Below are 12,960 nucleotides of genomic sequence, written 5' to 3'. Positions count from 1 at the left end.
CCCTCTAACTGACTATAAATATGTATAAAATTAAAAATACCTAAATTAAGATACAGCAATGCTGTAAAACTTAACCTAGGTATTGCCTGCATTATCAGTAACAATCCAATAATAGTTAATTGAATTAGTTTTATATTTATTATAATTTAATTCTAGTATAATACATATTTAGTGTCAAGTTTTTTCTATTTAAAATATATAATATTTTTATATTACATTTCCTTTATTAAACCTTTTCTATACGCTAATAAAAGTAATTTTAAATCCTTTATTTCATCTTGTATTTTTTCTCCAGCTTCAGTATCTTTAACTCTTCTTCTTTTTACCTTATGTTCTACAACAACAGTAGTTGATAATATATCACTTTCATTCGCTATAGCTTCTTCTGCTGAGCTAAAAGGTTCGTGAGATACTAACTGTAAGCTATAAGAATTGTATATTAAAGTATACCCAGCAATACCAGTTTTCTTTTGATATGCTTTTGAGAATCCTCCGTCTATAACTAAAATTCTTCCATTAGCTTTTATTGGGCTTTCTCCATTTTTACTTTCTACAGGAACATGTCCATTTATTATATGAGATTCTTCAAAATCCAACTCAAATTCATCGAAAATTCTTTTACATATTGTCTCATCTTCTCTTAAGAAATAATATGGATTTTTATTTTCTTTATGAGCTTCTTTTTCTGATATAAAGTATCTTTCAAAAGTTGTCATATCATCTTTTCCAAATAAAGATGAGCATTTTCCAGTCCATAAATACCACATAATATCCATTCCATATTGTTTTTGTAATGTATTTTCAGCAAAGAAATAACCTTCTCTAGCTAAAGCTTCCATTTTGTCCATTAAGGCTCTACCTTTATATTCTTTATTTTTTATATTCATAGGCATAAAGCTTCCGTCTTCATTTAATGGTATACATCCATGGAATAATAAATTTGAATTTGCTTTTAAATAAATGCTACCCTTTGAAAATAAGAATGAAACATGTTTTTGAAGTTTTTCACTTCCTTTAAAAGAAGATATTAATTTTTCTACTAAGATTTCTTCTGCTTTAGTTAGCTTATATGGATTTTTAGGGTCTATTGTTGGGAAGTAATTATCTTTTAATTTATATACTTTTCCTTTTAAATTAATCGTTCCTTCTTCATAGTTTATCTTATCTAGTAATAATCTATGATTCATATCAAATTCAGGTCTTCTATTTATTACTTCTCCCTCTAGTTTGAATTGTATTATACTTATAGCTTTATGCATTTTTGCAATAAGACCTTTTTCACTATTTGATACGTTTTGTTCTCCTACTTTAGGTAAAAACTCCTTACAAGGGTCATCTTTGTAAGCATCCATTGCAAAGGTAGCAAGTGGCAATAAGTTAATTCCATAAAAATCTTCCGCTATATCTAAATTTGCATATCTTGCACAAATTCTAAGTGCATTAGCTATATTAACAGGTTGTCCAGCAGCTGCGCCCATCCATAATATATCATGGTTCCCCCACTGTATATCTACACTATGATGCTGCATTAGCATATCCATAATAATATCAGGTCTTGGACCTCTATCATATATATCTCCTATTATATGTAACCTATCAACTACTAATTTTTGTATTACTTTAGATATTGCTATTATAAACTCTTTAGCTCTGTCTATTTCAATAATAGTCTCAACTATACTATGGTAGTATTCATGCTTATGGTCGCTACTATTATCTGGATGTAATAATTCCTCCATTATATATCTAAATTCTTCTGGTAAGAATTTTCTAACCTTAGATCTTGTGTATTTGCTTGATGTATACCTACAAAGTTCTATAAGTCTATACATGTTTATTCTATAAAAATCTTCTATGTCAGTTTCTTCCTTAGATATTAAATCTAATTTTTGTTCTGGATAATAAACAAGAGTCGCTAACATCTTCTTTTCCGATTCTCTTATGCTATTAGAAAAAAGCTCTTCTATCTTTCTTTTTATAACTCCTGATCCATTTTTTAATACATGTACAAATGGTTCATACTCACCATGTATATCAGTTAAAAAATGTTCTGTTCCCTTAGGAAGATTAAGTATTGCTTCTAAATTTATAATTTCTTCACTAGCCTTAGATATGCTAGGGTACTGTTTCGATAGTAATCTTAAATATTTAATATTATTATTTAAATAATCATCTGACACAGTTGATAATTCTCTCATTATTTTTCCTCCAACTTATCTTTTTCTACTTAATTATTATAACATATTTATGTATATCTTTTTTTATATGCTATACTATTTATTTCAAAAAAAATCTTGGTAATATAAATACATATTTATATATACCAAGATTTTATTTTATTTATTTTTTATTTGTTTTGCAAGCACTATCTGATGGACAGTTTTTACAACTACATCCACAGGTACTTTTTCCACTTTTGTAAGATTTAATTCCATTTTTTATAACATAAAATACTATTAAGAAAGCGCCTATTCCAATAATATAATTAATCATTAATTTAATTCACTTCCTTATTATTTAAAATATCATCTGGCATATTATATAAGTTAAGAATGCAACTATCCATGCAACTATCATTTGGAAACCAACTGTAATACCAGTCCATTTCCAAGAACCCATTTCTCTTTTTATAGCTCCTACAGCTGCAAAGCATGGCATACATAATAAATTAAATATCATATATGAAAATGCTGATGCTTGAGTAAATACTGCTGCTACTTGTGGTATTGCCGCACTACCTTCCATTGCAGCTTCAGTTATAGCATCAGATGCTCCAAATAAAACTCCGAAAGTGGATACTATATTTTCTTTTGCAATCCATCCTGTAACTACACCAACTGAAGCTCTCCAGTCACCAAATCCTAAAGGAGCAAATATCCATTGAATACTTCTACCAATAGAAGCTAATATACTATCTTCCATTTCACACATTCCAGATAAATTAAAGCTTGATAAAACCCATATCAATATTGTTGATGCTAAAATTATCGTTCCTGCTTTTATTGCAAAACCTTTTACTTTTTCCCATGCATGTATTAAAACACTTTTTAATGTAGGTATTCTATATTGAGGAAGCTCCATTATAAAGTTTGATGCTTCTCCTTTTAATACAAACTTACTTAATATTAGTGCAGATACTACTGCAACAACTAGACCTAACATATATATTGTATACACTATGTTAGTTTGATTACTAGTTGCAAATAAAGTTGCTGCAAACATTAAATATATTGGAAGCTTTGCTCCACAAGACATAAACGGAGTTATCATCATAGTTATCTTACGATCTTTTTCATTTTCTAAAGTTCTAGATGCCATAAGCGCTGGAACAGAACAACCAAATCCCATTAATAATGGAATAAATGATTTTCCTGATAAACCAAATTTTCTAAAAATCTTATCCATAACAAAAGCAACTCTAGCCATATATCCACTATCTTCAAGTACTGACATAAGTAAGAATAAAACTAGTATTTGTGGTAAAAATGATACAACTCCACCTACACCAGCAAGTATTCCATCTCCTACAAGAGATATTGCCCACTCAGCAGCTCCTAAATATTCTAACGAACTTAGTATAGTTTCAGTTAATGGTCCATCCCAAAAATCACAAACTATAGTCTGTAAATAAACACCAATTCCTATTATACTTTCTCCAAAAGTAATAGAGAAAAGTAAATACATTACAGCTAAAAATATAGGTATAGCTAAAATTCTATTAGTTAAAATTTTATCTATTTTATCTGAAGTTGTTTCTTCTCTTTTTCCATTCTTAGGTTTTGATTTAGAAACCGTCTTATTTACTATCTTTGAAATAAATTTATATCTTTGATCTGCTATCTCTGACTCAATATCACCATCAAATTCTTCATTTGCTTTTGATAAAATATCTTGGATATCAATTTTTTCTGATACACTTAATGATTCATTTACTATAGCATCTTCCTCTAAGATTTTTAATGCTTTCCATGTATTTATATCACTTTTATCACTTAATTTTGAATGTATTTTTTGAACATACTCTTCTATTTTCTCAGAAAATACATCAATACCTAAATCTAAACTAAGCGCTTCAGTTCCATCTACAGATATATGTACATCTTCTATGTCTTTTATAGAATCATGGTTATACATCTTAGCAACTTCTATAGCTGTATCCATTAGTTCTTTCATACCTTTTCCACTTCTAGCTATGACTGGAACAACTTTTACACCTAAGTATTTTTGAAGTTTTTCTATATTTATTTTAGTTCCTCTAGCTTCAACCTCATCCATCATATTAAGAGCTATAACTGTAGGAATCTTCGTTTCAAAAATTTGTAATGTAAGATACATATTTCTTTCTATGTTTGTTGCATCTATTATATTTATAAGTACATCTGGTTTTTCATCAATAATATAATTCCTAGCTACTATCTCCTCTTGAGAATATGGAGATAAAGAATAAATTCCTGGCAAATCTACTATATTTATATCTTTATTTTTCTTATACTTACCTTCTTTTTTCTCTACAGTTACACCTGGCCAGTTACCAACATGTTGTTTTGAGCCTGTTATTTCATTAAATACTGTAGTTTTACCACAGTTTGGATTTCCTGCTAACGCTATTGTATATCCCATAACATTTCCCCTCGATTACTTTAATACTATATTTTGTGCCTCATCTTTTCTAAGGCTTAATTCATATCCTCTTATATTTATTTCTATTGGATCACCTAATGGTGCTACCTTAATAACTTCAACTTTTACACCTGGTGTTACTCCCATATCCATTAATCGCCTTCTTATAGGCCCTTTTTCACCTATACTTTTTACTATTCCTGACTGACCAGGATTTAAATCCTTTAATGTCATCTTTATCCCTCCTTAAGAAACTATTATTTTATTTGCAATTCCTTTATTTAAAGCTACTTTAGATCCTTTTACTAATAAAATAAGCCCACTTGGATTTTCAGCTACTATTTCTACTTTTTCGCCAACTATAAATCCTAAGCTTTGTAAATGCCTTTTTACAGAATCTTTAGCCCTTACTTCTACTATTTTTCTCTGTTCTCCAATGCCTATCATACTTAATGCCATTTTAACATCTCCCTCTTGTAAATAATTTTGAAAATCATTATCATCAATTCAATTGTAGTCCTATTGGTAATCATTGTCAATTAATATTTATTTTTGATATATAAAAAATGAGTTATCTCCTTTGAGATAACTCGTTTCACTTTATAACTTATTATTTAGCTGATTTAATTAGTTGAATTTTTATTACTTTATTCGTCACAGCAACATATTTGTCCAGATATAATTATTCTTCTTTGATTAACTTCACCTGGTTGTAAAGTAGCAATTGTAACAGTAAGCAATCCATTAACAACACTAATATTTGGTTGTGGATCTAAATCATCACCATTTGCATCTCTAACTACTACATCACCTTCATCAAAGCAGAATCTTGAATCAAATAAGTCTGTAACTACTACATTTGTAGCATCTATAGTTCCTGTATTTATAAGTCTTATTGTATAAGTTAAATCATCACCACATTCAACACATCTAACATTTCCTCTAATTGCCTTAAGTACTTCTACTCTAGCATATCTAATAGGAATATTTTGACTATCTAATTGAGGATCTTCAACTTCATTAACTGTAACTGTAACTGTATTATCAACAGATTGAGATGCACCTACATCAGAGTTAACTTGAACTTTATAAGAGAATATAAACATGTCATTTGGATCTAATCCTTCATTTGCAGTTATTATTAATGGATCTGTAGTTCCAACAGTAAAATCAACATCTTGATCAGTACCATTTGGAACATGAAGAACTACTTTTGCACTGTTAGGTACATATGTTGATATGTTATCTAAGTCATCTGAGATTTGTACTCCAGTTAATACTGTATCTCCTGTATTAATTACTGTAACTGTATAAAGAATTATATCTTCAGGTTCTGTAGCTTCTTTAGAAGCTGATTTAATAATTCTAAAGTCAGGATTTATTCCATTTACTATACATGTTCTAACTGGATTACTAATAACAGAAGCTTCTTCTGCCTCCGCTTCAATTCCATCTTCAACTGGTCTATATTGATAATTTACAAATGCTACATTTCTTATTTCACATCCATCATCACAAGTTTCTGGACATGATGTTTGTAATTTTTTCATAGTACTATCTTCCACAGTACTTTCACCTCTTAATATTGTATTAGTAGTAATTACTACTTAATATAATATATAAAATTATGTCGATAAACGTTACTATTTTTAAAATTCATGTCATAATTTATGTTTTTATGATTTTAATATTCAAATTTTGTAACTGAACTTACTTCAATCAAGTTATTATTTAATATTTTATAGTTTGTACTTAATACAGTGATATTTATTTCACTTACTCTATTTTTATCAAATGGTACACTATATTCATAGTTTTTATAATAATCATAATAGTGACTATGACCTTGTTTATTATAATAGATACGTAATTTTAATCTAAATCTTATAATCAAGCATTTATTATTGTGTTCTATATAATAATCATGTAATTCTGCATTACCTTTTATAGAAAGATTATATATTTGTTGTTTATTTAAGCAAAGTTCACTAAGATCTACACAACCTTTAATACATTCAATTTGATAATAATTACATCTATGAATTTGAATTGATTCTGTATTGCTTTCTGTGATCTTAGTAATTATCTGGTCTGAATTATTATATGAATAAACAACTTGTGCTTTATTTTTTAATACACAGTCATCGGATTTTTCAACCATAATTATTCTCCTTTAAGTATAATTACTTTAATTTGGATTAATTTAGATATAATTATCCCCTATATAATATACAAATTGTTGCAGATTTGTTACTTATTTTACATAAAAGCAAAAAAAGAGCTATCTCTTAATGAGATAACTCTTTTTTATATATTAAGATTTTAGTGAACTAACTCGTAGCTAGCTAATCTCTTATAACTTTCTAATCTTTCTTTAGCACTTTGTTCAGCTTGAGCAAATAATTCTTCAGCTACATCTGGGAATTGTTTTGCAACAGCAGAGTATCTTACTTGATTTAATAAGAATTCTCTGAAGCTTTCAGTTGGCTCTTTAGAGTCTAAGCTGAATGGATTCTTACCAGATGCTTGTAATTCTGGGTTGAATCTGTATAAATGCCAGTATCCAGCTTTAACAGCTTTATTTTCGTTTTCTACACTACGTCCCATACCTTCTTTTAATCCGTGAGATATACATGGAGCGTAGCAGATTATTAATGATGGTCCATCATATTTTTCAGCTTCTACTATAGCTTTCATGAATTGGTTCTTATCTGCACCCATAGCTACTTGTGCTACGTATACATTTCCATAAGACATTGCCATCATACCAAGGTCTTTCTTTCTAGTTCTCTTTCCAGCAGCAGCGAACTTAGCCATTGCAGCAACTGGAGTTGACTTAGAAGATTGTCCTCCTGTATTTGAGTAAATTTCTGTATCGAATACAAGAACATTTACATTTTCACCTGATGCAAGAACATGGTCTACACCACCGTAACCGATATCATATGCCCAACCGTCTCCACCAAGGATCCATTGAGATCTCTTAATTAAGTAATCTTCTCTTTCTTTTATTTCTTCAACTAAAGCTTTAACTTCAGCATTTTCTATATTGTGAGAGTTTGCTAATACTGCACTTACTTTAGCACTTGCAGCCTTAGAAGCTTCTCCATCTTCTTTAGCATCTAACCAAGCAGTAAATGCTTCTCTTGCTTCATCACATATATCCATAGCTAATAAGCTTTCCATATTTTCAGCTATTTTAGCTCTTATATGTTTAACTGCTAAATACATACCATATCCGAATTCAGCATTGTCTTCGAATAATGAGTTTGCCCAAGCAGGACCTTTACCTTCATGGTTAATTGTATATGGAGATGATGGGTATGAACCACCCCAAATTGAAGAACATCCAGTAGCATTAGCTATCATCATTCTATCTCCAAATAATTGAGTTACGTTTTTGATGTATGCAGTTTCACCACATCCAGCACAAGCTCCTGAGAACTCATGTAATGGTTGTCTGAACTGACTTCCTTTTACAGTTGTTGGTGCCATTATGTCACCTTTTGGAGCAACTTTTTTATGATCAGCTGCGAATGCCCAGTTATCAACTTCTTGTAATTGACTTTCAAGAGGCTTCATAACTAAAGCTTTATCTTTAGCTGGACATATGTCAGCACAGTTTCCACATCCTGTACAGTCCATTGGACTTAATTGTATTCTATATTGTAATCCTTCGAATCCTTTACCTATAGCTTTTTTAGCATTAAATGATTCTGGAGCATTTTGTAATTCTTCTTCATTTACAAGAACTGGTCTTATACATGAATGAGGACATATGAATGAACATTGGTTACATTGGATACAGTTTTCTAATATCCATTCAGGAACATTAACAGCTATACCACGTTTTTCGTAAGCAGCTGTACCATGTGGCATAGTACCATCTTCTAAACCTTCATTAAATGCAGATACAGGTAATTTGTTACCTTGTTGTGCAGTTATAGGTCTTAATATATTTTTGATGAAGTATGGTTCTTCAACTTTTTCAACCTTTTCATCATTTGCATTAGCCCACTCAGCTGGAACTTCAACTTTAACTAAAGAGTTTATACCTCTTTCAACAGCTTCGTAGTTCATGTTAACAACTTTTTCACCTTTTTTACCGTAAGCTTTAGCTATAGAATCTTTTAAGTATTCTACTGCTTGTTCTACTGGTATTATGTTTGCTAACTTGAAGAATGCAGATTGCATTATCATGTTTATTCTATTTCCAAGCCCTATTTCTTGAGCTATCTTAGTAGCATTTACAGTGTAGAACTCTATGTTATTTTGAGCTATAAATTGCTTTAAGTGAGCTGGTAAATGTTCTTCAAGACCAGCTTGATCCCATATTGTATTTAATACAAATGTTCCACCTTTTTTAAGACCTTCTAATAATCCATCATATTGATATACATAAGCTTGAGTATGACATGCTATGTAATCAGCTTCGTCTATTAGGTAAGTTGATCTTATTGGCTCATCACCGAATCTTAAGTGAGACATTGTTACCCCACCAGATTTTTTAGAGTCATAATCGAAGTATGCTTGTACATATTTCTTAGTATTATCACCTATTATTTTTATAGCTTGTTTATTAGCTCCAACTGTACCGTCAGATCCTAATCCCCAGAACTTACATCTTACAGTTCCTGGAACCGCAACTTTTAATGGTTCTGATAATTCTAATGATCTGAAAGTAACGTCATCGTCTATACCTACTGTGAAGTTATTTTTTGGATTTTCTGAAGCTAAGTTATCAAATACAGTTTTTATTTCTGTTGGAGTAGTATCTTTTGATCCTAATCCATATATTCCACCTATTATCATAGGAGCATTTTCTTTATTGTAGTATGCAGAACGTACGTCTAAGTATAATGGTTCTCCTGGAGCACCTGGTTCCTTAGTTCTGTCTAATACACATATTCTTTCAACTGTGCTTGGTATAGCATCCATTAAATGTTCTATTGAGAATGGTCTGTATAAGTGAACTTTTACTAAACCTACTTTTTGACCTTGTGCATTTAATGCATCAACAGTTTCTTCTATAGTTTCTGTTACAGAACCCATAGCTATTATTATGTTAGTAGCATCTTCTGCTCCATAATAATTGAATAATCCGTATTTTCTTCCTGTTAAGTCGCTCATTTTGTTCATGTATTTTTCAACTATTCCAACTATATCTTCATAGTATCTATTTGAACTTTCTCTAGTTTGGAAGTATACATCTGGGTTTTGAGCTGTACCACGAGTTACAGGATGATTTGGAGATAAAGCTCTATCTCTGAAAGCTTGTAAAGCTTCTCTATTTAATAAACTTGCGTAATCTTCATTTTCTAATAATTCAACTTTTTGGATTTCGTGAGAAGTTCTGAATCCATCAAAGAAGTTTATAAATGGTAATCTACCTTCGATTGCTGCTAAGTGAGCAACTGGAGATATATCAGCTACCTCTTGAACAGAACCTGATGCTAACATAACACATCCAGTTTGTCTTGCAGCCATAACGTCTTGGTGATCACCGAATATAGATAAAGCTTGAGCAGCTAATGCACGAGCACTAACATGGAATACCCCCGGTAAAAGCTCTCCAGCTGTTTTATACATATTTGGTATCATTAATAATAAACCTTGTGAAGCTGTGAATGTAGTTGTTAAAGCACCTGCTTGTAATGAACCATGGAATGTTCCAGCAGCACCTGCTTCAGATTGCATCTCTACAACACTTACTTTTTGCCCGAAGATATTTTTTCTACCTTGAGCTGACCATTCATCTACAACTTCTGCCATTGTTGAAGATGGAGTGATTGGGAATATAGCAGCTACTTCTGTAAATGCATATGCAACGTGAGCAGCAGCTGTATTACCATCAACTGTTTTCATGAATTTTGCCATACTACGTAATCCTCCTTAATATATTACTACAAATGTAATCTTTGTGAGGTAAATATTTGTTCTATGTATTTTGCACACAATTATCTCACTGATTAAACCAATTCTACATAATGGGATAAAATCCTTCTATTCTTTTTAAACTTCTCAGTTATTAAGAAATTTAAGATATCTTCTTCTATTAATCAAATAATCATAATATCATATACCCATATATGTTTTATTTTAAACCTTTTTCAAAAATTTATTTGTATTCTTAATTAATAAAAAATATTTTTAATATCCACCGTCAGATACTTCATCTCCACTTACTATAGCTATAGATGCACTTGCACCTATTCTACTAGCTCCAGCATTTATAACAGCATCTGCGTCTTTTTTACATCTAACTCCACCTGATGCTTTTACTCCAATGTGTGGACCTACTGTATCTCTCATTAACTTGATGTCCTCTGGAGTTGAACCACCTGTTCCAAATCCTGTAGAAGTTTTTACATAGTCAGTTCCAGCTTTTACAGCTAGTTCACAAGCTATCTTCTTTTCTTCATCAGTTAAGTAGCAAGTTTCTATTATTACTTTTACTAAAGCATTTTTATTTGCAGCATCTACAACTGCTTTTATATCTTTTTCAACTAAGTCATAATTTTTATCTTTTAAAGCACCTATGTTTATAACCATATCTACTTCATCTGCACCTTTAGCTATTGCATCCTTTGTTTCAAATGCTTTAACTTCTGGTGTGTTAGCACCTAAAGGGAAGCCTATTACTGTACATACTTTAACATTAGATCCTTCTAACTCTTTTTTTGCTAACTCTACGTGAGTAGGATTTATACATACAGAAAAGAAATTATGTTCTTTTGCTTCGTTACAAACTTTTATAACATCTTCTTTTGTAGTCGTAGCTTTTAAAACTGTATGATCTATCATGTTTTCTATTTTATTAGTCATATTAAGTCTCCTTCTTTAATCAGTAATTTAGTACATACTATATATTACCACATTTTGGATACCTTTTAAAATTATGTTTATTAATAAATTGTATTAAGTTTATTAATAATTTATATAAAATATATTTTCCATAATAGAATTAATTATTATAAAATTTAGTAATATAAATTTTACCTGAATTAATAATATACCTTTGAGTACTTTTTTTAAAGTAGGCACTTTTTTTGTATATAGTATACAAAAGTATACCTCCTATATTTTTAGATATCACCTTTTATGGTATAATATAAAATATCAACTTTACAAAATAACTATTAATTTAAGAGGTGTTATATAATGAGTTCAGAAGTTTCATTTCACAGCAAATGTCACAAAAATAATAGCTGTGCTAAATATAATACTTGTCCAATGTTTTTATTTCATAAATTAGTTTCAGGGAAATGGAAACTTCTAATACTTTGGTATTTAAGTGACGGTTGTTTAAGATTTAGCGAATTAAAGAAAAAATTGCCAGAAGTTACACAGAAAATGTTAACAAATCAATTAAGAAGTTTAGAAAATGATAAACTTATAACTAGAAAAGTTTATGCTGTAATACCACCAAAAGTAGAGTACAGCTTAAGCGAAATGGGTGAAAAAATGATTCCCTTATTAGAAAACATGTATGCATACGGAATTGACTACTTAAAATCTTCTAATGTTAATGATTCTACTAACGAATAAGCACTTCTCTATATCAAAATCAATCTAGTTAAAATAATTTCATTTATAGCTTAATCTATAAAATTTTTAATCCTAACTATAAAGTGTATAAACAAAAATCCTAGTCATTTACAACATATTTTAGTTGCATGACTAGGATTTTTTATAAAGTTATTTAAAGTAGATTATTTTACTAACTCTACTAAGTCTCCATTTCTTACACCAGCAGCGTTTCCTTCTTCCATGTCAACGTGCATTTCTAAAGCGAATTTTTCACTAGCTCTAACTAATACATTTTCGAACACTACAGCTCTTGGTCCAAAAGTTCTAACACTTACTATATCCTTATCTTTAACACCGAATTTTTCAGCATCTTCTAAGCTCATATGTATGTGTCTAGCTGCAACTATAGTTCCTTCTGGCATTTCAACTTCACCTTTAGGTCCTACTAATTTTAATCCTGGAGTTCCTGCTATATCTCCTGATTCTTTTATTGGAGCTTTTACTCCTAAAGCAAATCCATCAGTTAAAGATATTTCAACTTGAGTAGCTGGTCTAGCTGGTCCTAAAACTCTAACTCCTTTTATAGTTCCTTTTGGTCCTACTAAGTCAACTTTTTCTTCACAGGCAAATTGTCCTGGTTGAGATAATGGCTTTAATTCAGTTAATTGATGTCCTTCTCCGAATAAAGCATCTATGTCTGCTTGACTTAAATGTATATGTCTGTTTGATAAAGCTATTGGTAATTTCATTTTGTATCCTCCTACAAATTTTATAAAATATTCACTCTAATTATACATAAAAATAATCCTA

At 30.2% G+C, this 12,960-nt stretch carries 11 protein-coding genes; 1 reads left to right on the top strand and 10 read right to left on the bottom strand.

Annotated elements, in window-relative coordinates:
* Window positions 1-212: 212 nt before the first annotated feature.
* The 9 genes from I2A66_RS00500 to deoC form a co-directional block, all read right to left on the bottom strand.
* A complete protein-coding gene (locus I2A66_RS00500; protein ID WP_122638420.1) occupies window positions 213-2,198 on the bottom strand; it encodes a fructose-1,6-bisphosphatase in 1,986 nt (661 codons plus the stop codon).
* Window positions 2,199-2,340: 142 nt separating this feature from the next.
* On the bottom strand, window positions 2,341-2,493 hold the full coding sequence (locus tag I2A66_RS00495; protein ID WP_122638421.1) for a FeoB-associated Cys-rich membrane protein: 153 nt from the start codon (window positions 2,491-2,493) through the stop codon (window positions 2,341-2,343).
* 24 nt (window positions 2,494-2,517) lie between these two features.
* Complete coding sequence (feoB, locus tag I2A66_RS00490; protein WP_122638422.1) at window positions 2,518-4,620, bottom strand: ferrous iron transport protein B; 2,103 nt, start codon at window positions 4,618-4,620, stop codon at window positions 2,518-2,520.
* Between the two features lie 15 nt (window positions 4,621-4,635).
* On the bottom strand, window positions 4,636-4,854 hold the full coding sequence (locus tag I2A66_RS00485; RefSeq protein WP_122638423.1) for a FeoA family protein: 219 nt from the start codon (window positions 4,852-4,854) through the stop codon (window positions 4,636-4,638).
* Between the two features lie 12 nt (window positions 4,855-4,866).
* Window positions 4,867-5,079: a FeoA family protein gene (locus I2A66_RS00480; RefSeq protein ID WP_147515613.1), complete on the bottom strand. Its 213-nt coding sequence runs from the start codon at window positions 5,077-5,079 to the stop codon at window positions 4,867-4,869.
* Window positions 5,080-5,267: 188 nt separating this feature from the next.
* Window positions 5,268-6,185: a DUF7507 domain-containing protein gene (locus I2A66_RS00475; RefSeq protein WP_147515614.1), complete on the bottom strand. Its 918-nt coding sequence runs from the start codon at window positions 6,183-6,185 to the stop codon at window positions 5,268-5,270.
* 119 nt (window positions 6,186-6,304) lie between these two features.
* Window positions 6,305-6,781, bottom strand: coding sequence for a hypothetical protein (locus I2A66_RS00470; RefSeq protein ID WP_122638426.1), 477 nt, complete (start codon window positions 6,779-6,781; stop codon window positions 6,305-6,307).
* Between the two features lie 161 nt (window positions 6,782-6,942).
* Window positions 6,943-10,497 (bottom strand): pyruvate:ferredoxin (flavodoxin) oxidoreductase, encoded by a 3,555-nt coding sequence (nifJ, locus tag I2A66_RS00465; protein ID WP_122638427.1) that lies wholly within the window; start codon window positions 10,495-10,497, stop codon window positions 6,943-6,945.
* A 273-nt stretch (window positions 10,498-10,770) separates the two neighbouring features.
* Window positions 10,771-11,445: a deoxyribose-phosphate aldolase gene (gene deoC / locus I2A66_RS00460; protein WP_195250777.1), complete on the bottom strand. Its 675-nt coding sequence runs from the start codon at window positions 11,443-11,445 to the stop codon at window positions 10,771-10,773.
* A 336-nt stretch (window positions 11,446-11,781) separates the two neighbouring features.
* Between deoC and I2A66_RS00455 the strand changes: the two genes are divergently transcribed.
* Window positions 11,782-12,168 carry a winged helix-turn-helix transcriptional regulator gene (locus I2A66_RS00455; RefSeq protein ID WP_122638429.1) on the top strand — a complete coding sequence of 129 codons (387 nt, stop codon included), beginning with the start codon at window positions 11,782-11,784 and terminating at the stop codon, window positions 12,166-12,168.
* Window positions 12,169-12,332: 164 nt separating this feature from the next.
* Here the strand turns inward: I2A66_RS00455 and pduL are convergent, their stop codons facing one another.
* Complete coding sequence (gene pduL / locus I2A66_RS00450; RefSeq protein WP_122638430.1) at window positions 12,333-12,899, bottom strand: phosphate propanoyltransferase; 567 nt, start codon at window positions 12,897-12,899, stop codon at window positions 12,333-12,335.
* Window positions 12,900-12,960: the final 61 nt, after the last annotated feature.

This window comes from Romboutsia sp. 1001713B170207_170306_H8, assembly GCF_015550495.1.
GTDB lineage: Bacteria > Bacillota > Clostridia > Peptostreptococcales > Peptostreptococcaceae > Romboutsia_E.
This window is presented reverse-complemented; position numbering and strand designations above follow the sequence as displayed.

Bases quoted from the DNA above. Each gene is read 5' to 3' on its own strand.
- I2A66_RS00470 (WP_122638426.1), bottom strand. From the start codon at position 6,781: ATGGTTGAAAAATCCGATGACTGTGTATTAAAAAATAAAGCACAAGTT.
- I2A66_RS00480 (WP_147515613.1), bottom strand. From the start codon at position 5,079: ATGGCATTAAGTATGATAGGCATTGGAGAACAGAGAAAAATAGTAGAA.
- nifJ (WP_122638427.1), bottom strand. From the start codon at position 10,497: ATGGCAAAATTCATGAAAACAGTTGATGGTAATACAGCTGCTGCTCAC.
- feoB (WP_122638422.1), bottom strand. From the start codon at position 4,620: ATGGGATATACAATAGCGTTAGCAGGAAATCCAAACTGTGGTAAAACT.
- pduL (WP_122638430.1), bottom strand. From the start codon at position 12,899: ATGAAATTACCAATAGCTTTATCAAACAGACATATACATTTAAGTCAA.
- deoC (WP_195250777.1), bottom strand. From the start codon at position 11,445: ATGACTAATAAAATAGAAAACATGATAGATCATACAGTTTTAAAAGCT.
- I2A66_RS00455 (WP_122638429.1), top strand. From the start codon at position 11,782: ATGAGTTCAGAAGTTTCATTTCACAGCAAATGTCACAAAAATAATAGC.
- I2A66_RS00495 (WP_122638421.1), bottom strand. From the start codon at position 2,493: ATGATTAATTATATTATTGGAATAGGCGCTTTCTTAATAGTATTTTAT.
- I2A66_RS00500 (WP_122638420.1), bottom strand. From the start codon at position 2,198: ATGAGAGAATTATCAACTGTGTCAGATGATTATTTAAATAATAATATT.
- I2A66_RS00485 (WP_122638423.1), bottom strand. From the start codon at position 4,854: ATGACATTAAAGGATTTAAATCCTGGTCAGTCAGGAATAGTAAAAAGT.